This is a genomic window from Actinocorallia herbida (genome assembly GCF_003751225.1).
In the GTDB taxonomy this organism is placed as follows: domain Bacteria; phylum Actinomycetota; class Actinomycetes; order Streptosporangiales; family Streptosporangiaceae; genus Actinocorallia; species Actinocorallia herbida.
On the sequence record NZ_RJKE01000001.1, the window covers coordinates 4,487,174 to 4,507,163 of the forward strand.

The following is a 19,990-nucleotide window of genomic DNA, read 5'->3' on the forward strand; positions in this document are numbered from 1 at the left end:
GGTCCGTCGGCACGTATCTCTCGTCCGCCGCGACCCTCCACCGCATTGCTCCCCCTCGTGTCGCGTGACCTCCGCGCGCACCTCATCCCCGGTTCACCCGCACGTCACACGCCGGACGGACGCTGCCAGCACGATCTTGGTCGGCACCCGAACCGTTCTTGGAGCACCCATGTCCTTCTCCCGCCGCGATCTGCTGCGCACCGGCCTCGTGGCCGGGGGCGCGCTCGCCGTCCCCGGGGCCTTCGCCGCCCCCGCACTGGCCCGGGTCCGCCCGTCGATCACGCACGGCGTCCAGTCCGGCGACGTCTCCGGCGGGCGCGCCCTGGTGTGGACGCGCGCCGACCGCCCGTCCCGCATGTTCGTCGAGTACGCCACCCGGCCGGACTTCCGCGGCTCCCGGACCGTCCGGGGTCCGTGGCTCGCCCCCGGCAGCGACCTCACCGGGCAGGTCCGCCTTTCCGGCCTGCCTTCGGGGCGCGACATCCACTACCGGGTGACGCTCGACGACGGCCGGTCGGAGTCGGCGGCCGAGCGGGGCTCCTTCCGGACCGCGCCGGAGCGGCACGGGGACGTCAGCTTCGTCTGGGCCGGCGACCTCGCCGGACAGGGCTGGGGCATCAACGAGGCGTTCGGCGGCTACAAGATCTTCGCCGCGATGGCCGCGACCCGTCCCGACTTCTTCCTGTGCAGCGGTGACTTCGTCTACTCCGACGGCCCGCTCACCGAGACCGTCGCGCTGCCCGACGGCACCGCCTGGCGCAACCTCGTGACCGCCGAGAAGGCCAAGGTCGCCGAGACCCTCGCCGAGTACCGCGGCCAGTTCCGCTACAACCTCCTGGACGCGCACCTCCGCGCCTTCAACGCGCAGGTGCCGATCGTCTACCAGTGGGACGACCACGAGGTGCGCAACAACTGGTATCCGGGCCAGATCCTCGACGACGTCCGCTACACCGAGAAGAACGTCGACGTCCTCGCCGCCCGTGCCTCCCAGGCCGCCCACGAGTACCTGCCCATCACCCCCGGCAAGACCCTCTACCGCAAGCTCTCCTACGGCCCCGACCTCGACGTCTTCGTCCTGGACATGCGGACCTACAAGAACCCCAACACCGCGAACCTGGAGACCGACGGCCCCGGCCTCCTCGGCCCGGAGCAGACCGCGTGGCTCAAGCGCGAGCTCCGCTCCTCCCGCGCGACCTGGAAGGTCATCGCCAACGACCTCCCGATCGGCCTGATCGTCCCCGACGGCGCCGTCAACCAGGAAGGCGTCGGCAACACCGACCCGGGCCTGCCCAAGGGCCGCGAACGCGAGATCGCCGACGTCCTCCGCCACGCCCACCGCCACGACGTCACCGGCATCGTCTTCCTCACCGCCGACGTCCACTACACCGCGGCCCACCACTACTCCCCCGACCGTGCCACCTTCAAGGACTTCACCCCCTTCTGGGAGTTCGTCGCCGGCCCCCTCAACGCGGGCACCTTCGGCCCGAACGCCCTCGACCCGAGCCTCGGTCCGTCCCAGGAGTTCATCAAGGTGGGCCCCCGGGCCAACGCCTCCCCCGCAGAAGGCGCCCAGTTCTTCGGGCACGTGGCCATCGACTCCCGCACCAAGGCCCTGACGGTCAAGCTCATCGACCTCAACGGCACCGCCCTCTACACCAAGACCCTCACCCCCTGACCGCACCCCCTCGGGCCTCCTCACCCGAGGTCCCTCAGGGGCCCGCCTCCCACCCGGAGCCGGGCCCCTGGCCTCGCTCCCCGGCTCCCCATCGGGCCTCGTCCGACTCGAACTGCTCGCCGAGGAGCCGCTCCAGGTCTCCGACCCGGTCGGCGGTGGGCGCGCCGTGGAACTCGTCGAAGCCCCTCTCGCGCATCCGCGGCACCGCGGTCGTCATGCACATCGCGGGTGCTTCGACCTGATCACTGCCACGAGAATTCCGTTCCCGCCGGCTCCCCGCCGTCGATATCAGCCGCCTTGGCCAGTACAGCGATGCTCTGCGTCCTTGGACGGCACCCATGGCGTATCCGGCTGAGAGGCCTGGTAGAAACCACCCGCGTAGACGCTCTGATAGCGGGTGCAATCAACGTTCTGCGATCGAGCGTACGGCGGCAGGTTCTCGTAGCCGCGCAGCACGTGAAATCCGGAGACCCGAAATGGCTCGTCTGATTTCGAAGGAAAGAGCTGGGTCGTCGGCTTTCCCGCCACGATCAACTCGAGCTCGTAGCGGTACTCGCAAAAGCCATTGAATGCCCGGGCGGTGAGCCGGACGGTCAATTGCTCACCATTGTGCAGACTGTACTTCTCGTCGGCGAAGTAGGGGCCGGCGAAGCGGGGCTCGTCCTCACCCGCCCGGCGCTCCATCTTCTGCGCCACCGGAGATCTGGAGTCCAGGTCGAATCCGATCTTGACGACCTTCTCTCCCCCCTGCGGGCTACCGTCGAAGTACGTACCGGACAACGGCTCACTGCAGTCGGCGACGGCCCGGATGTCGGTGATCCTGACAGGCCCTGCACGGTTGCCCTCCAACTCCACTTCAACGGTGGAGTATCTGGCCTCGACCGCACCGAACTCGCGCATGGCCCTGTCTCCGCCCCGACTCCCCAGCCCGCCGGCGGCGTCGATCTCACGGTTGAGCGCGACGACGGCGGCGTCGTCCGTCGGACCGGGAAGCAGCCACGAATGGTCGTCCTCCCGCTCGACCGGTGTCACCTTGGTGACCTTCACGGCTTCGCCCTGGAACTTCGGAGTCGGGGTGGGCGGTGGCGGGATCACGTTGGTCACCCAGGGCTGAACGTAGAGCAGGAGCACGGTGATCACCGCCCCTACGGTGCTCGTGATGACCGCCGTGTACAGCGCATACCGCTTGTCGCCCGAAGCGGGAGGCGTGGACGGAGGAGCGGTGTTCCTGGTGCGCTGGTTCCTATTTCGTCGCCGTGTGGCGTTGCTGCGCGGCACGAAGTCAAAATAGCGGAGGCATGGCAAATTTCACCCGGAGAAGCTCCTCCACGGCCTTGGAGGCCACATGCGGCCAATCATTCGCATTGTCATCGTGACGGCGTTGGCAATCTCGCTCTCCTCCTCCTGCTCCGGCGACGAACCGGGCTCCACGACACCCACTCCCGCCGAAGAGATCACCGTCGAACTCCGCACCGTTCGCAAAAGACATGTCGACCTCGAAATCCGACAGAAGATTCAGTACGCTCAAGTGAACGGACTGAGCGACCGGGCACTGGCCGACCGCATCAACCAGCGGTTGAAGGGCGCGGCGACCGAGCCGCTGCAGAGGTTCCTGGACCAACTGGCCTTTCCCGACGACCCGGAGCCGCTCGATCCGTCGATCCCCAAGACCCGGCTGCTGACGAGCAGGGCGACCGTCGGTCTGCACGGCCCCCGCTTGGTGTCGGTCAGCTACAAGTTCGACACGGATGGAGGGGAGTTCGGCAGATACGTCAGCTGGTCGAGCACCTATCTCACCATCGATCTCAAGGATGGCCGCGAGCTGGGAACCCGCGAGCTGCTCGCGGAACGGATCGGCACTCCGGACGGCACACGAACGCTGGAGGACCTTCTGGTGCGGAACGGCGAAGGCGGAAAGCTCTGCGGGACCGTCGAAGGCACACGGCCGTTCGAACCGACGGACTTCGTGTCCGACAAGCCCGCTGAAAAGGTGGCCTCGGTCTGGCCGACGAAGCAAGGCCTCACGTTTCGCCTGGCGTTGTGGAAGCTCGGATACCCGATGTCGTGCAACAGTCAGGAGATCAAGATTCCGTATGCCGAACTGGACGGCCTGCTAGGGGCCCCTCTAGAGGACCAAATGGGTTAGACCGCTCGGCTCGGGCGGGTGTTGCGGGAGGCGGGCACGCCTGGGGTACGGGAAGCGCTTGAATCGGGACGGACGGTACCATTGCTCCCATTGTTATCGATGGGAGCAATGTGGGTTCGGTCGTTCTGACGAATGTGGATGACCGGCTTCGGTATCCGGCTTATGCACCGGCGGGTGGTGGCGGGCCGCCGTTGTTCGCGGGGGTCGTCGACCGGACGGTGAAATGCTGGGACGCCGCCACGGGGCTCCTGCTGTGGTCGGTCGCCGAGGGCCGCGACCGCAGTCGCGATCTGATGTTCGTACGGAACGCGGACGGTTCCGTCGCGTTGGCGGGTGCTACGGGCAGAGGGCTGCGGTCGTGGAACCCGTTCGTCGGGGAGGAAATCGTCTCGCCGATCGCCGGAGGAATAGGCACATCCAGCTGGGGAGGCCGACTCGGGCGCCTGAGACAGGGGGAGCTTCCTGGCGGTGACGTGGTGATCGTCGCGCCGAGCCACTTCTGTGAGGTACTGCGGTGGGACGCCCACGGAAACCCGTTCGGGGAGCCGCTGCGGACCGAATGCCCGGTTCTTGCGGTGGAGGTCCAGAAGGGGGCCGAAGGGCAGACGGTCATCATTGGCAGCTCCGACGACGAGATCGTCCGCTACTGGGATCTGGAGAGCGGTCGGCCGCTCGGCAGGCCGCTCGATATCGGGATGGCGGCGAACCGGATCGCCTTCGGCGCTCTTTCCGATGGAAAGAAGGTACTCGCCGTCTGTGAGGAGGGCGGCGTCATCGCCATTTGGGACGTCCGGGCCGGTGCGGGCGCGAAGCCGGTTCTGGTGGACTGCGATGCCGTGCTCAGCGCGGCCGTCCACGACCTGTCCTTCGTGGTCGTCGAAGGAGAGGTTCGTCTTGGTGTCTCCTTCTCTCTCGGACATGAGGTGCGGCACTGGAATCCGGTCACCGGGCGGTACCTGGGCAGGTCGTTCGGAAGCGGCTTCTTCAGGGGCGGCGCGTGGGGAGGGGAGCCGCTCGGGGGCGTCCGGCTGGCGGATCACCGGATCCACATCGGCCCGGCGGAGTCCGTTCTCTGCCACAGGGTTCCCGAAAGCGCGCTTGAGGTCCGCCTCACCTGAGGTGTCAGGGGGTTTCGGGAGGGAGGGAGCGGAGGAGGGGACCCGGTTCCACGTCCACGTCGGAAGGTTCTTCATCGCGCACGGCGACCTGTCGGTGGTCGAGCAGCCCGAGGTGCTGGCGGCGTTCGCCACCCAGGAGCCGGGCACGCTCGCGCCGCCGGCGACCCTGTTCGAAGCGATCCGCACGCTCCCGCAGATCACGATCGGCAAGGTCGCCGGACGGGCGCGCGGCGCGGGCGCGGAGTTCCTCCTCGCGCTGGACCTGCGCTTCGCCGCGCGCGGCACCGCCCTGTTCGCCCAGCCCGAGGCCGCTCGGCATGTTCCCCGGCGCGGGCGGCACCCAGCACCTGCCTCGCCTGACGGGCCGGGCCCGCGCCCTCGAGATCATCCTCGGCGGCGCCGCGTTCGACGCCGACCTCGCCGAACGCTACGGATGGATCAACCGCGCCCTGCCCGCCGACGGGCTCGACGCCTTCGTGGCCGGCCTGGCCCGTCGCATCGCCGGCCGCCCTCCGCACGCCGTCGCCGCGGCCGTCGAGGCCGTTGAAGCCTCAGCCCTTCCCCTGCCCGAGGGCTCCTCATCGAGGACACCCTCATCCGCCAGGTGTTCACCTCCCCCGAAGCCGTCGAACGCATGACCGCCGTCCTCGCCGCCGGTGCCCAGACCCGTCCCGCCGAACTCGACCTGGAAGCCGTCCTCCCGTAGGCGCCGCGCGGTGGAAGAAGAGCGGCGGGCTTCTCTCACCGGGACCTCGGGGAGGCGCCGGAGCGGCGGGCTCACAGGCCGCGGGTCTCGACGCCGGCCGCGCGGAGGAGGACGAGGACCTGCTCCCGGCCGTGCACCGGCTGCACCACGACGCCCGGACGGGGGATGAGTTTCGCCGTTCGCAGTCCCGCCTTGGCGAGGTGGCCCTGCAAGGTGGCGACCACCCGGGCGTCGGGAGCCACCGCGATGTGGGCGCTCCACCTCGCGGAACGCCGCCACGTCAGGCGGGGAGAAGCCTGCGGATCGGGGACGGGCGCGTAGACCGTCCCGCCCTCGCGGAAGAAGTGCCCGACCATCCGCAGCGCCCGGTCCCGCTCGCCGGTCCGCCGCTCCGGCGTCGGCGGCCGGCTTTCCGCGCTCCCCCAGGACTGCGGGCCGAGGCCCGGCGGCATCTCCTCGCGCGCCTCGCGCACCAGCGCGGCGACGACGTGCCTCTGGTAGATCGGCTGCACGAACCGGCCCCGCTCCCGGAACGCCGAGGCCACACTGATCCCCGCGGAGCGCATCGCGGTCTGGAGCGTCTCGATGTCCGCGGGCTCGACGGAGATCCGCATCTCCCAGCCCGTGTGGTACCGCCACCGGTCCCGCAGCAGCCTCTCCGGAATCGGCCCCCTGATGCAGCCCGATCTCCGGTAGAACCCCGCCACCGAGCGCAGCGCCTCGTCCCTGCCGCCCATGCCGTCACACTAGGCGCGGAACGGGCGGTCCGATAGGCCCAATGTGCAACGTTCCGAAATCGAATGCTCCCCTCGGGTGACCAAAGGCCAGGTGGGGATCTCGGACGAGATCGGCGCCTTCTACGGCGGAGAGGGCCTGGTGGGTCCGTCCGGGTCGCGGACCGTGCGGCCCGTGCCGGGGATCGTCACGACCAGACCCGCCTTCTCCAGGGCGGAGAGTGCTCGGCGCATCGTGTTGCGGGTGACGCCGAACTCGGCGCAGAGGGCCGATTCCGAGGGGAGCTTGGTGCCTGGGGCGTAGACGCCGTCGGTGACGCGGTGTTTGAGGGATTCCGCGATCTGCGAGGAGGCGCCCCTCGCGGTTGAGCTCATGTCGCCTTCTTCGACGTCAGGGCGTGGTCTGGGCGTGGGCACGGGTGTGGATCATCGGGGTCTCGTCGGCGAGGACGGACAGGAGGGCCAGGCGGCTGTCCGTGTCGGGGTCCGCAGGGGTGAAGACGGTGAGGCGGTGGGGGTGGGCCGGGTCCAGGAGGGTCTGGCCGTTGAGGGTGAGGGGGCCGACGAGCGGGTGGTCCAGATGCTTGGCCGGGCAGTACGGGCCGACGACGGGGCGGTCGTGCCAGAGGGCGGCGAACTCGGGGCTCGCGTCGCGGAGTTCGTCGACCAGGGCCGCGGTGCCGGCGTCCTTCGGGTCCCGGGTGCGCGCGGCGAGGAGCTGGGCGGTGAGGGTGCGGCTGTGCCGGTCGCGGTCCTCGGCCGGGGTGAGCAGACGCTCGGCGGGATCGGTGAACCAGCGGTAGGCGAAGGAGCGGGCGAAACCCTCGTGCCGGGTCTGGTCGCCGAGGAGCAGCCGGGAGAGCCGGTTCTGCGCCAGGACCTCGCCGCGCTGGTTGGTGATCTGCGCGGGCGAGTCCTCGAGCTGCTGGAAGATCTGCATGATGCCCGCGTCGACGGGATCGGCCGCGACCCGCGCCGGCACCGGGTGCCCGGCGAGGCGGAACAGGTGGTCGCGCTCCTCCGGGGTGAGCCGGAGGGCGTCCGCGATGGCGCCCAGGACCTGCGCCGACGGGCGCGGCCCGCGCTGCTGCTCGATCCGGCTGTAGTAGTCGGCGGAGATCGCGGCGAGTTCGGCGACCTCCTCGCGGCGCAGTCCGCTCGTCCTGCGATGTCTGCTCCGCGGCAGTCCGACGTCCTCGGGTTGCAGAGCCTCGCGCCTGCTGCGCAGGAATCGAGCGAGTTCGCCGCGGTCCATCCAGTTCCTCCCCGTACCGTCCGGATCTCCGTCAACGCACGGGGGCGGGTGCTTGTTCCACGCCCGCCGGCCCCGGGCGACCGGGACCGGCGGGCGTCGGTGGATCAGCGGCCGATGGCCTTGGTCTCGAGGAACTCGGCGAGTCCCTCGTGGCCCAGCTCGCGGCCGTTGCCGGACTGCTTGTACCCGCCGAACGGGGCGAGGAAGTTCAGGTCGGCGTGGTTGACGTCGACCTGGCCGACCCGCAGCCGCCTGGCGATGGCCATCGCGTGCTCCGGCTCGCCCGCGATGGCGGCGCTCAGCCCGTAGATCGTGCTGTTGGCGATCTCCACCGCCTCGTCGTCGTCGACGTAGGGGATGACCATGAGGACGGGACCGAAGATCTCCTCCTGCGCGATCACCGAGTACGGGTCGACGTTCGCGAAGATGGTCGGCTTGACGTACGCGCCGGTGTCGAGCCCGTCGGGCCGGCCGGGTCCGCCGACGATCAGGGTCGCGCCGTCGGCGATGCCCTTCTCGATGTAGGACTCGACGCGCTGCCGCTGGGTCTCCGAGGCCAGCGGGCCGATGATCGTGGCCGGGTCGGTCGGGTCGCCGACGGTGTAGTTCGCCGCGGCCTCGCGGAGGATCTCCACCGCCCGATCGTGCAGTTCCGCGGGGACCAGCATCCGCGACCAGGCGCCGCAGGCCTGACCGCCGTTGATCCAGGCGTAGGACAGGCCGCGCACGACCGCCTCTTCGAGGTCGGCGTCGGGCAGGATGATGTGGGCCGCCTTGCCGCCCAGTTCCAGCGCGACCCGCTTGACGTTCGCGGCGGCCGCCACGGTGATCTTCTTGCCGGCCGCGGTGGAGCCGGTGAAGGAGATCATGTCGATCTTCGGGTGGCCGGAGATCGCCTCGCCGACCACGGGACCCGTGCCGTTCACGAGGTTGAGCACGCCGTCCGGCAGCCCCGCGTCAGTGGTGATCTCGGCGAAGATCCGGGCGCTCAGCGGCGCGACCTCCGACGGCTTCAACACGACGGTGTTGCCGGCCAGCAGCGCCGGAACCACCTTCGTCACCAGCTGCTGGAGCGGGAAGTTCCAGGGCGTGATCGCGCCCACCACGCCGATCGGTTCGCGCACGATCAGCGAGTTCGCGATCTCCTCGGTCCACGGGAAGTCCGCGGCCGCGGCGATGCTCACCTCGGTGGCGAGGACGGGCAGCGCCGCCTGCGCGTTGCGGGCGAGGGAGATGGGCGCGCCCATCTCGGCGGAGATGGTCGTCGCGATGTCCTCCGCGCGCTCCCGCATGAGGTCGGCGACCCTCTGGAGCACGGTCGCCCGCTCCTCGGGCGAGGTGGCCGACCAGGCGGGGAAGGCGGCGAGCGCGGCCTCGACGGCGGTGTCGACGTCCGCGGCGGTGCCGGCGGGAACCTGCGCGATCACCTTGCCGGTGGCCGGGTCGGTGACGTCGATCAGGTCGCCGGAGGCGGGGACCGCCTTGCCGTCGATCCAGTGGGACGGGGCGGGGAAGACCTTGGTGTCTGTCTCGTTCATGGGTCCATATGACCTCGCGGGAACCCCGGCAACCAGGGACGACATGTCCCGTGATCGCCGCCACACTCGGAGCCGCGAGCGCCGCCGTGCCGGACGTCCGGTCACAAACCGCACCGCCCATCGGTCTCAGTGGATGACATCAGGACCGAACCGGGATGCGGGGGCGAAATGCGGACGATCATGGTGGTGGGAGGCGGTTACGCGGGGTTCACCGCGGCCCGGCGGCTGGAGCGGAGGCTCCGCCGCGACGAGGCGGAGATCGTCCTCATCGACCCGCGTCCGTACATGACGTACCAGCCGTTCCTGCCCGAGGTGATCGCCGGTTCGATCGAGGCCCGGCACGCCGCCGTCGCGCACCGCGGGCATCTGCGCCGTACGCGGCTGTTCGCCGGGACCGTCACCGGGATCGACCATGCACGCAAGACCGTCACGGTGCGCCCGGCGCGGGGCGAGGAGTTCGAGCTCTCCTACGACATCGTCCTGGTCACCGCGGGGGCGGTGACGCGCACGTTCGCCGTGCCGGGGATCGCCGAGCACGCGATCGGCCTCAAGCACGTCGAGGAGGCCGTGGCGATCCGGGACCGGCTGCTGACCGCGTTCGACGAGGCGGCGCAGCTCCCGGAAGGGTCGCCGCTGCGGGAGCGGCTGCTCACCGTGACGTTCGTGGGCGGCGGTTTCTCCGGCGTCGAAGGGTTCGGGGAGCTCCTGTCGCTGGCGGCGTCGCTGGTCCGGAAGTATCCGGAGCTCGATCCGACGGAGCTGCGGTTCCACCTGGTCGAGGCCGCCGAGCGGATCCTCCCCGAGGTCTCCGCCGGGCCCGGCGCGTGGGTGGTGCGCGAACTCGAGCGACGGGGCGGGCTCGTCCACCTCGGCACCCAGGTCGTCTCGGCGGAGGACGGGCATATCGTCCTGTCGACCGGCGAGCAGTTCGACTCGGAGCTGATCGTCTGGACCGCCGGGAACGCCGCGACCGCGCTCGTCCACCGGCACACCGATCTGCCGATCAACGGGCGCGGCCTGCTCACCGTCCGGGCCGACCTGCGGGTCGGCACCGACGACGCGCCCGTGCTCGACGCCTGGGCCGCGGGCGACGACGCGGCGATCCCCGACCTCTCGGTGCCCGACTCCTCCGCGCCCGGCGTGCTGACCGTGCCGAACGCCCAGCACGCGGTCCGGCAGGGCAGGCTGCTCGCCGACAACGTCGTCGCGGTCCTGCGCGGCAAGGAGCCGCGGCCGTACCTGCATCGCAGCCTCGGCGCGGTCGCGACGCTGGGGATCGGCCGGGGCGTCTTCGAGCACCGCCGCGTCGTCATCAAGGGCTTCGCCGCCTGGGTCATGCACCGCGGCTACCACGTGCTGGCCATCCCGACCTGGGAGCGCAAGAGCCGTGTCTTCGCGGTCTGGCTGACGGCCGCCGTGTTCGGCCGCGACATCGTCTCGCTCGCCGCAGGGCAGAACCCCCGCGAGGCGTTCGTCTCCGGCCGCTGAGGCCGCTCGGCACGCAGACCCACGAATCCAACGAAGGGAATCCATCATGGGAACGACCGACCGTCCGCCGTACGGGGCCTGGCAGAACGCGCTGACCGTGCTCCAGGAGGCCCATCCGGCGTCCATCCCCGACGGCCCGCACGTGATGACCGTCGTCATCGAGTACCCGCCCGGCGATCCCGGGACGCCCCCGCACCGCCACTCCGGTCCCGCCTTCGGGTACGTGCTGGAGGGCGAGATGCTGCTGGAGATCGAAGGCGAGGCCCCCCGGGTCGTCCGCGCCGGGGAGACGTTCTGGGAGCCCGGCGGCGACGTCATCCACTACCAGGACGGCAACAACCGGACGGACACCCGGCTGCGTTTCCTCGTCACCATGCTCTGCGCGCCGGGGCAGCCGATGCTGACCCTCGTCGAGGAGTCCGAGCTCGCCGAGCGGGCGTCGGCGCGGCGGCCGGCGTGAAGGCCGTGACGCGCCCGATGAAGGTCGCGGTCATCGGCGGGACCGGGCTGCTCGGCGCCAAGGTGGTGGACCGGCTGCGCGCCCGAGGCCACGAGGCCGTCGCGGTCGCGCCGGGCCCGGACGCCTACCCGCTCACCGGGGCGGGGCTGCGCGCGGCGCTCGACGGGGCCCGGGTCGTCGTGGACGTGATCGGGCACCCCGGCGCCGACGCGAAGGAGGTGCTCGCCCTCTGCACCGCCGCCACGCGCAATGTGCTCGCGGTGGCGGAGGCGGCCGGGGTGTCCCACCATGTCGCGCTGTCGATGGTGGGCGTCGGGCGGATCCCCGGGGACGGCTGGTTCCGGGCGAAAGTGGCGCAGGAGGGGCTGATCCGGCGGAGTCCGGTACCGCACTCGATCGTGCGGGCGACCCAGTTCTTCGAGTCCACGCCGGACGTCGCCGACACCGCGACCGAGGGCAGGACCGTCCGGGTCGCGCCGGTCCCGTGCCAGCCGGTGGCGGTCGACGATGTGGCGGCCGAGCTGTGCCGGACCGTCGAAGGGGAGCCGCTGGACGAGCCCGTCGAGGTGGCGGGGCCCGAAAGGTTCCGGCTCGATCAGCTCGTCGCCCGCGCGCTGAGCGCGCGGGACGATCCGCGCCTCGTCGTCACCGACCCGTACGCGCGGTACTTCGGCGCACCGGCGCGCGGGCGCGGGCTCATCCCCGACGCCGGACGTGCCCGGATCACCCCGACCCGGTTCGAGAGCTGGCTCCGCCTTCCGCACTGAACCTCCCGCCGGCCCCTCCAGGGACCGGACGTCAACGAAGGAGAACGACACATGAACGTCCCCGAGCGGCGGCTCTCCACCCCCGTCCTCGTCATCGGCACCGGCGGCGCGGGGCTGCGCGCGTCGATCGAGCTCGCCGAGCGCGGCGTCGGTGTGCTCGCCGTCGGCAAACGGCCCAGAACCGACGCGCACACGACGCTCGCGGCGGGCGGCATCAACGCGGCGCTCGGCACGATGGACCCGGAGGACAGCTGGCGCCAGCACGCGGCCGACACCATCAAGGAGAGCTACCTGCTGGCGCATCCCGAGGTCGTCAGGATCGTCACGGAGAACGCGGCGCGGGGCATCGACGACCTCGTCAGGTACGGGATGCCGTTCGCGCGGGAGGCCGACGGGCGGATCTCCCAGCGGTTCTTCGGCGCGCACACGTGGCGGCGCACCGCGTTCAGCGGCGACTACACCGGGCTGGAGATCCAGCGGACGCTCGTCCACCGGGCGACGGAGCTGGCCGTGCCGATCCTGGACACGGTCTACATCACCCGTCTCCTGGTGCGGGACAACGTCGTCTTCGGGGCCTACGGGTTCGACCTGAACGACGGGACCCGGTACGTCATCCACGCCGACGCCGTCATCCTGGCGACGGGCGGGCACACGCGGATCTGGCGGCGCACCTCCTCCCGGCGCGACGAGAACACCGGCGACACGTTCCGGCTCGCCGTCCTCGCCGGGGCCCGGGTGCGGGATCCCGAACTCGTCCAGTTCCACCCGTCCGGGCTGCTCGAACCGGACGACGCGGCGGGCACGCTGGTGTCGGAGGCGGCGCGCGGCGAGGGCGGGCACCTCCTGAACGCGCGCGGCGAGCGGTTCATGCGGCGGTACGACCCGGAACGGATGGAGTTGTCCACACGGGACCGGGTCGCGCTCGCCGCGTTCACCGAGATCAGGGAGGGACGCGGGACGGCGAAGGGCGGGGTCTGGCTCGACGTGTCCCACCTGCCGCGCGAGACGATCATGGAGCGGCTGCCGCGCGTGCACCAGACGCTGCTGGAGCTCCAGATGCTCGACATCACCGAGAAGCCGATCGAGATCGCCCCGACGGCGCACTACTCGATGGGCGGGGTCTGGGTGCGGCCGGAGGACCACAGCACGGACGTCGAGGGACTGTACGCGATCGGGGAGGCGGCGAGCGGGCTGCACGGGGCCAACCGGCTGGGCGGGAACTCGCTGATCGAGCTGCTGGTCTACGGGCGGATCACGGGCGCGGCGGCGGCCTCGTACTCGGCCTCGCTCTCGGCGCAGCAGCGGTCCTCGTGGGCGGTCGAGGAGGCTCGGCGGGAGATCGACGAGCTGCTCACGCGCGACGGACGGGAGAACGTGCGCGTTCTCCAGCGGGGTGTTCGCGACATCATGACCGAGCACGCGGGGGTCGTCCGGGACGAGACGGGGCTGCTGAAGGGGCTCGCCGAACTCGACGCGGTCGAGGAGCGGTTCGCGGATCTCGGCATCCACCCCGATATCGCTGGATATCAGGACCTCGCGCACGCCTTCGACGTCAAGGGGACCGCACTGGCCGCGCGGGCGACGCTCGAGGCGGCACTGGAACGCCGGGAGACGCGAGGGTGCCACAACCGGTCGGATTATCCGGCGCTCGATCCCGACCTCCGCGTCAACCTGGTGTGGGCGGGGCCGGGCAAGATCGAGCGTGAGGAACTGCCGCCGGTTCCCGAGGAGATCGCCTCGCTGATGCGCGAGGTCGACACGTCCGGGCACAAGCTCGTCGAGTAGCCGCTTCGCGCGCAGACCCACCCGTTCTCGTCGAAGCGAGGCATCCGTGCAGCACCCGGCAGCCCAGGACAGGCGCATCCGCACTCCGGAGGACCTGCGCGAGCATCTGCAATGGGCTCTCGAAGTCGAGCACGCGGTGCTGCCCGCGTACCTGTGCGCGCTGTTCTCGCTCGACGCGGGACGCAACCCCGACGCCGTCACGGTCATGGCCGGCGCCATCGCGGAGCGGCTGCTCCACCTGGCGCTGGCCGCGAACCTGCTCAACGCCGTCGGCGGCACGCCCCGGCTGGACTCGCCGCGGATGCTGCCCCACCCGTATCCGCGGCCGCTCCCCCACTGCGACCCGTCCCTCGAGGTCTCGCTCCTCCCCTTCGGTCCGGAGGCGCTCGACATGTTCCTCAGGCTCGACGACCCGGCGCCGCCCTGGGCGTCGGCGGAGTCCGGGCGGTTCACCGCACCGGCCGAACTCCACGCCGCGATCGGCGACGGCCTGCGCACCCTGTGCGCCGACCTGGGCGAACCCGAGGTCTTCGGCGGCGACCCCGCCCGCCAGGTGGCCTCCGCCCCCTTCGGTCCCGCCGCCGGACACCTGATCCGCGTCGACGGCCTGGCGTCGGCGCAGGCCGCGCTCAAGGAGCTCACCGGCCCGCGCACACGACACGGCCGCCGCCCCGGGCTCCGCGAACTCCGGTCGGGCCGCCGCTACCGCTACGGCGACACCCCCCGCTCCGGCCCCACCGGCAGCCCCCTCACGGTCGACCTCACCGCGGTCCGTCCCATGGCCGCCGACCCCCGCCTGGCCGACCACGCCCCCGGCACCCGGGTCCGCACCGCCCAGGACGAGTTCAACCACACCTACTGCGCCGTCCTCCATCTCCTGGAGCAGTCTTTCACCGGCGTCCCCCGCCTCTTCCCCACCGCCACCGCCACCCTCTACGGCCTCAAAGCCCAAGCCCAAGCCCTAATGAACACCCCCGAAACCCCCCGAACCACCGCAGGCCCCACCTTCGAATACGTCTATCCCGAATCCCGCCGCTGGGGCCCCGCCGACCCCCGCCACCTCACCGTCCACCCCGACGCCCCCTACCTCTCCTACGGCGCACCCCCACTGAAACGCCGCCTCCCCTTGGCCCCACTCCCCCGCTGAAGCCGCTGCACCGAAACGATCCTCCCCCGGCAGGTCAGCCGGTGTGCAGAATCCTGCGCATCGCCTGCCCTGCGCGGGCGGCAGGCGGTCCCTGGTCCTCGGGTGTGGCCGGGGCGACGGGTTCGGGGTCAGGTGGTCTTCAGGGTGTAGGTGGAGGTGGCGCAGGCGGTGAGGCGCCAGCCGCCGTTGAGCTCGGTGAGCTGGAGGTCGGTGAGGTTCCGGGTGGTGAGGACGGTGGGGCGGGTGGGGTACCAGGCCTCCAGGAGGCAGGAGCCGGTGTGGCGGGTACCGGAGATCTCGGTGGGGGTGGTCTTGAGGGCGGTGCCGGGGAGGGCCCGGGGGTAGGGGCGGGAGAGCGGGGCGGCGCGGTCGGGGTGGACGCCCAGGGAGGTGCCGGAGGGGCAGTCGATGCGAGAGAGGTTGTTCTGGGGGTCGTGGGTGTTGGCGTCCCGGACGGCGTGGGGATCGCCGCAGGCCTGTTTCCAGGACCACCAGGCGCCGCCGGTGTGGCGGGTGTCGAGGGCGTCCAGGAAGCGGTCGACCTTGGGGCGGTCGGTCGCGGGGTCGCCGAACCAGCCCCATTCGCCGGTCCAGAGGGGGACGCCGAGGAAGGCCGCGGAGGCATCGGCCAGGGCGAAGCCCGTCTCTATCGACGGGAAGGGCGCCACGGTGATGGACTCGTTGTACAGGTGCGGGGAGAAGACGGCGAGAGGGTCGGCGATGGAGGCGCGGGGAGGCAGCGCGTCAAGGCCGAAACCCGACCAGAGGACGGAAGGCTCGAAGATGACGAGGTGCGGGAATCCGCCCGTCTCTGCGGCGCGGATCTCGTCGATGGCGCGCCGGTAGAAGGCGCCGATCTGGCGGGCGGCCGCGACCGGGGTGCGCAGGCCCGGGTTCGGCTCGTTCAGCAGGTCGTAGCCCGCGACGGCCGGTTCGTCCCGGAACTCGGCGGCGAGCCGTCCCCAGGTGCGGACGAGGTGGGTCTGGACGCCGTCGGTGTCGTCGTAGAAGTGCTGGAAGGCGCGCGCGACGGCGGGGGAGACCTCGCGGACCAGCACCGTGCACGTGGACCAGCCGTCGGTCCTGGTCGCCCAGGCGGGGGCGCCGTCCCACCCGATCCCGGGGACGGTCCCGGACGGGCAGGTCTTGCCGGGCGGGGTCCCGACGGTCTTGCCCCAGGCGTCCTGGTGCATGTCGAGAACGGTGTAGAGGCCGTGGTCGGCGGCGTCCCCGACGGCCTGCCTGATCCGGGCGACGTACTCCGGGTCGAACGCCCCGGGGGTCGGTTCCAGCGCGGACCAGGCGAGGTTCAACCTGACGACGTTGAACCCGAGCGCGGCGATCTCCGCGAAGTCCGTCCGGTCGAGGGGCACGACGGTGGGGAGGTCCTGCCCGTTGTCGGCGTAGTCGTTCAGCTGGTTGACGTTGACGCCGCGGAGCAGCACGGTCCGGCCCGTCACGTCCTTGATGACGCGGCCTTCGACCGTCAGCCGGGGCAGGGTCCACCCGCTGTCGGCGCCCACCGGAGCGGGCGCCCACAGTGCCGAAAGGACGAGCGCACCCGTCACGAGAAGAGCCCGCAGTGTCATGTCACCTCCACCGTCGCAGTGCCGAGGGGCGGCTCATTGTGCCCCGCGTCACTCCACCCGGGAAGTGCCCTGTCCCCTGTCGGCCTCCGGCGGCGCGCCGGACGCGCGGCTCAGGGCAGGTCGACGAGCTGGTGCCGGGAGGTGACGCCGAACTTCGCGAACACCTTCCGCAGGTGGTACTCGACCGTCCGGGGGCTCACGTACAGGCGCTCGGCGATCTCCTTGTTGGTGAGGCCGGTGCGGGCGAGCCTGGCGATCTGCGCCTCCTGCGGGGTGAGCTCCTCGGTCGTCTCGACGTTCCGCTTCCTGGCGGTCTCACCGGTGGCGAGGAGTTCCCGCTCCGTCCGCTCGGCGAACGCCTTCATGCCGATCTCGGTGAACAGGTCGAACGCGGTGCGGAGCTGCTCGCGGGCCTCGACCCGGCGGCGTTCGCGGCGCAGCCACTCGCCGTAGAGCAGGTGGGCGCGGGCGAGGTCGGGACGCATCCGGGTGCGGCCGAGCCGCTCGATCGCCTCCCGGTAGAGGCGGTCGGCCTCGTCCCCCTCGCTGATCAGCGCCCGGCAGCGGGCTTCGAGGCCGAGTCCCCAGTCGACGCCGCCCGCCTGGGTCGACCAGGAGAACCGCTCGAGCGCCTGCTCGGCGAGTTCGAGGCGGCCGGTGCGCACCGCCGCCTCGATCAGTTCGAGGGGCGCCCAGTGGACGCCGACGCCGCTCGGCGCGGTGTGGTCCACGGTGGACAGGAGGACGGCCTCCAGCGCCTTGTCGTACTGGCCCAGCCCGTTGTAGAGGACCGACCTGACCCATTGGCAGATCTCCAGCGTCCGGCCCTCGCCACGGACCGCGCTCTCCTTCGCGATGGCCTCGGCGAGCTGCTCGGTCGCGGTGACCTCGCCGCGGAACGCGGCGAGGCCGACGTCACCGCCCGTCTGCACCATGGTTCCGGAGGTCGTCCAGACGTCGGCGGCGACGGCGTGCGCCTTCGCCTCCTCGTTCAGGGTCTCGGCCTCGGCGAGGTCGCCCTCGAAGATGTACATCATCGTGGAGAGGCTGAGCACCAAAGGCAGCAGCGCGAACGCGCCGGAGTCGCGGACCAGGCGGAGGGACGAGTCGGCGAGGTCTCGGCAGGTCTCGTCGTCCCACACCGCCATGGCGAAGAAGTTGATGAACCAGAGCCATCTGAGCTGTTCCGCGGGGTCGGTCTCCTCGCCCAGGACGACGGTCACGGCCCGCCGCAGCGCGGGCGCGGCCGTCAGGGCGTCCTTGGTGTAGAGCAGGGACAGGCCGTCGAGGATGAGGTCCGTGACGCGGGGGGCACCGGTCACGGGGGGCGCCGCGCGGGTCGCCGCCGCGACCTCGATGATGCCCTCCCAGGTGGGCAGGACGCTCATCGCGACGGACAGGGCCTGGAGGTACGTGTCGCGGGACAGCTCGGTGTCGAGCGGTTCGAGCTGTTCGGCCGCCTTGAGCAGGATCGCGGGAGCAGAGGCACCGCGGTTGGACGTCAGGGAGATCTCGGCGCGCAGGGACTCGGCCTTGAGGCGGCGCAGTTCGTCCGGCGGCCCCGCCTCGGCCGCGGCGAGCAGCGCCAGGGCGGGTTCCGGCGCGCCGGCGAGGAGCTTGGCGCGGGCGGCGTCCAGTGCGCGGTCGGCGCGGGCGCGGGGGTCCGGGGTGAGCCCGACGGCCCGCTCCAGGAAAGCGGCGGCGGCGACCAGGCCGCCGCGGCCCATGGCGCGGCCGGCCGAGTGCTCGAGCTCCGCGGCGATGTCCTCGTCGGGGTGGGCTGCGCTCTGCGCGCGGTGCCAGGCCCGCCGGTCCGGGTCGGTGGCGGCGTCGGTCGCCTCGGCCAGCGCGCGGTGGACCTCCCGGCGCTCCCTGGGGGCCGCCGCGTTGTAGACCGCGGAGCGGACCAGGGGGTGCCGGAACCGGACCCGGTCGCCGAAGTCGACGAGTTCGTCGGCCGCGTCGACCGCCGAGGTGTCCGCCCCGAGCACGTCGGCGGCACGCCACAGCAGGGCCGGATCGCCGAGCGGCTCGGCGGCGGCCAGCAGCAGCATCATCCGGGTGTCGGCCGACAGCCCGCTGAGCCTTCGCTGGAAGCCGTCCTCGAGGCGGCCCGACAGGGACTGACCGGTCGGGGCGGCCAGGAATCCGCCCGCGGAGGCGGACCGCGGCAGTTCCAGCAGGGCGAGGGGGTTGCCGCGCGACTCGAAGACGATCCGGTCGCGCACCTCCTCGTCCAGCGGTCCGGGGACCACCCGGCGGACGAGGGTCCGCGCGTCGGCGTCGCGCAGGCCGCCGATCTCCAGCACGGGCAGCCCGGGCAGCGCGTGAGTCTCGCCGGACTCGCGGACGGCGAAGACACAGGCCACTCTCTCGGCCATGAGGCGGCGGGCCACGAACATGAGGACCTGGGCGGACGCGCGGTCGAGCCACTGCGCGTCGTCGATCACACAGACGAGGGGACGTTCGTCGGCGGCCTGGGCCAGGAGGTTGAGGACGGCGAGGCTGATGAGGAACTGGTCGGGCGCCGGGCCTGAGCGCATCCCGAACGCGGTGCCGAGGGCGTCATGCTGCGGCTCGGGCAGGGTGTCGAGGAGGTCGAGCATCGGCAGGCACAGCTGGTGGACCGCCGCGAAGGGCAGCTCCATCTCCGACTGGACTCCCGCGGCCGTCACGACCCGGCAGTCCGAGGCCCGGGAGACGAGCCGGTCGAGCAGCGCCGACTTGCCGACCCCGGCCTCGCCGCGCAGCACCAGCACCCGGCTCTCCCCGCTCCGGACGTCGGCCAGGAGCCGGTCGAGCTTCACGCACTCGGCCTCGCGGCCCAGCAGCATCGGTTGCGGGCCGCCGCCCACCGCCGACCGTCTGCCACCACGGCCCACACCAGACATCTCGGACACCCCCGCCATATGTTCCACATCACGCATCACCGGCCAAAACCATGCCCGACTTTGCATTCAATGCAATATCTCATCACATCGGCCTGCTCAGCGAACCCGCGCCTAAAGTTCATGCGTTCCGATCCCGCGGACCCCGTCATGCACCCGGTGCATGATCCCCGGGACGGGCCGGAGCGGCGAAATCCCTGCGGACAGACGCCCACCAGCGCGCGGCCCCGGCCTTCCGGCGCACATCGTGAACCCGTATGCGCGCCGGGTGAGAGTCGCGGAGCCGCGGGCTTCGCGGGGATCCGCGAGGTCTCTCCCGAGAAGTCCGCACGCGACGCACCGACCGAGGGCGCGGATGACCGTCGGCGTAGAGGGCCCCTGGGAGCGGCCCGCCCGCCGCAAGGGCGGACGTCTCCGAGAGAGCGTGGCCGAGAGGCGTCGATCCCCGGGACGGCGGCGGATTCACCCGACGGTGCGGAGACCCGGGCCGTCAGCCGTCCTTAGAGACGGGTCGCCCGCTCCGGCCTGAAGATCGCCGGGCGGCGGTGTCCCCACTCCGCTCGGTCCGGGCACGGAGGACCGAGTGAAGTGGGGGCGCCTACGCGTGCCCCGGTGCCTCGTCGCACCGAGCCACGCGTCCCTCGACCGGGGTGCGGACCTTTCGCGGGGTTCCCCTCGCCCTCCGCGGGAGGTC

18 protein-coding genes are annotated in these 19,990 nt (G+C 71.6%); 9 read left to right on the forward strand and 9 right to left on the reverse strand.

Annotated elements, in window-relative coordinates; all coding sequences use genetic code 11:
- The first annotated feature begins 169 nt into the window (after positions 1-169).
- Positions 170-1,675 (forward strand): alkaline phosphatase D family protein, encoded by a 1,506-nt coding sequence (locus EDD29_RS20765; RefSeq protein ID WP_123666012.1) that lies wholly within the window; start codon positions 170-172, stop codon positions 1,673-1,675.
- 34 nt (positions 1,676-1,709) lie between these two features.
- Here the strand turns inward: EDD29_RS20765 and EDD29_RS20770 are convergent, their stop codons facing one another.
- Both EDD29_RS20770 and EDD29_RS20775 read right to left on the reverse strand, forming a co-directional pair.
- Positions 1,710-1,892 carry a hypothetical protein gene (locus tag EDD29_RS20770; RefSeq protein WP_148086032.1) on the reverse strand — a complete coding sequence of 61 codons (183 nt, stop codon included), beginning with the start codon at positions 1,890-1,892 and terminating at the stop codon, positions 1,710-1,712.
- Positions 1,893-1,963: 71 nt separating this feature from the next.
- Positions 1,964-2,815, reverse strand: coding sequence for a hypothetical protein (locus EDD29_RS20775; RefSeq protein WP_123666014.1), 852 nt, complete (start codon positions 2,813-2,815; stop codon positions 1,964-1,966).
- 205 nt (positions 2,816-3,020) lie between these two features.
- On the opposite strand from EDD29_RS20775, the gene EDD29_RS20780 reads away from it, so the two are divergent.
- Positions 3,021-3,821: a hypothetical protein gene (locus tag EDD29_RS20780; RefSeq protein WP_123666015.1), complete on the forward strand. Its 801-nt coding sequence runs from the start codon at positions 3,021-3,023 to the stop codon at positions 3,819-3,821.
- Between the two features lie 191 nt (positions 3,822-4,012).
- Complete coding sequence (locus tag EDD29_RS20785; RefSeq protein WP_123666016.1) at positions 4,013-4,939, forward strand: WD40 repeat domain-containing protein; 927 nt, start codon at positions 4,013-4,015, stop codon at positions 4,937-4,939.
- Positions 4,940-4,943: 4 nt separating this feature from the next.
- On the opposite strand, the gene EDD29_RS20790 is transcribed toward EDD29_RS20785, so the two are convergent.
- Entirely contained in the window at positions 4,944-5,258 is a 315-nt protein-coding gene (locus tag EDD29_RS20790) for a hypothetical protein (protein WP_123666017.1), read from the reverse strand.
- Here EDD29_RS20790 and EDD29_RS20795 point away from each other — a divergent pair.
- Positions 5,257-5,577, forward strand: coding sequence for an enoyl-CoA hydratase/isomerase family protein (locus EDD29_RS20795; RefSeq protein ID WP_123666018.1), 321 nt, complete (start codon positions 5,257-5,259; stop codon positions 5,575-5,577). The two genes, EDD29_RS20790 and EDD29_RS20795, sit on opposite strands and share 2 nt — an antisense overlap.
- Before the next feature lie 139 nt (positions 5,578-5,716).
- Here the strand turns inward: EDD29_RS20795 and EDD29_RS20800 are convergent, their stop codons facing one another.
- The 4 genes from EDD29_RS20800 to EDD29_RS20815 all read right to left on the reverse strand — a co-directional run bounded on the left by EDD29_RS20800 (position 5,717) and on the right by EDD29_RS20815 (position 9,172).
- Positions 5,717-6,382 (reverse strand): hypothetical protein, encoded by a 666-nt coding sequence (locus EDD29_RS20800; protein WP_123666019.1) that lies wholly within the window; start codon positions 6,380-6,382, stop codon positions 5,717-5,719.
- 120 nt (positions 6,383-6,502) lie between these two features.
- Positions 6,503-6,754: a GntR family transcriptional regulator gene (locus tag EDD29_RS20805; RefSeq protein WP_123666020.1), complete on the reverse strand. Its 252-nt coding sequence runs from the start codon at positions 6,752-6,754 to the stop codon at positions 6,503-6,505.
- 16 nt (positions 6,755-6,770) lie between these two features.
- Positions 6,771-7,634 (reverse strand): helix-turn-helix transcriptional regulator, encoded by an 864-nt coding sequence (locus EDD29_RS20810; RefSeq protein WP_123666021.1) that lies wholly within the window; start codon positions 7,632-7,634, stop codon positions 6,771-6,773.
- Between the two features lie 104 nt (positions 7,635-7,738).
- Entirely contained in the window at positions 7,739-9,172 is a 1,434-nt protein-coding gene (locus tag EDD29_RS20815; RefSeq protein ID WP_123666022.1) for an aldehyde dehydrogenase family protein, read from the reverse strand.
- Between the two features lie 168 nt (positions 9,173-9,340).
- On the opposite strand from EDD29_RS20815, the gene EDD29_RS20820 reads away from it, so the two are divergent.
- Genes EDD29_RS20820 through EDD29_RS20840 form a run of 5 tightly spaced genes read left to right on the forward strand, consistent with a single transcriptional unit; the run spans position 9,341 to position 14,819 of the window.
- Positions 9,341-10,660: an NAD(P)/FAD-dependent oxidoreductase gene (locus EDD29_RS20820; protein WP_123666023.1), complete on the forward strand. Its 1,320-nt coding sequence runs from the start codon at positions 9,341-9,343 to the stop codon at positions 10,658-10,660.
- A gap of 46 nt (positions 10,661-10,706) precedes the next feature.
- Entirely contained in the window at positions 10,707-11,120 is a 414-nt protein-coding gene (locus tag EDD29_RS20825; RefSeq protein ID WP_123666024.1) for a cupin domain-containing protein, read from the forward strand.
- 5 nt (positions 11,121-11,125) lie between these two features.
- On the forward strand, positions 11,126-11,887 hold the full coding sequence (locus EDD29_RS20830; RefSeq protein ID WP_246052891.1) for an SDR family oxidoreductase: 762 nt from the start codon (positions 11,126-11,128) through the stop codon (positions 11,885-11,887).
- Positions 11,888-11,938: 51 nt separating this feature from the next.
- Positions 11,939-13,672, forward strand: a complete 1,734-nt coding sequence (locus EDD29_RS20835; RefSeq protein ID WP_123666025.1) for an L-aspartate oxidase — start codon at positions 11,939-11,941, stop codon at positions 13,670-13,672.
- Positions 13,673-13,718: 46 nt separating this feature from the next.
- A complete protein-coding gene (locus EDD29_RS20840; protein WP_123666026.1) occupies positions 13,719-14,819 on the forward strand; it encodes a ferritin-like domain-containing protein in 1,101 nt (366 codons plus the stop codon).
- Positions 14,820-14,947: 128 nt separating this feature from the next.
- Here the strand turns inward: EDD29_RS20840 and EDD29_RS20845 are convergent, their stop codons facing one another.
- Positions 14,948-16,408: a glycoside hydrolase family 5 protein gene (locus EDD29_RS20845; RefSeq protein ID WP_123666027.1), complete on the reverse strand. Its 1,461-nt coding sequence runs from the start codon at positions 16,406-16,408 to the stop codon at positions 14,948-14,950.
- A gap of 110 nt (positions 16,409-16,518) precedes the next feature.
- Entirely contained in the window at positions 16,519-19,299 is a 2,781-nt protein-coding gene (locus EDD29_RS20850; RefSeq protein WP_211359814.1) for a helix-turn-helix transcriptional regulator, read from the reverse strand.
- Between the last annotated feature and the right edge of the window lie 691 nt (positions 19,300-19,990).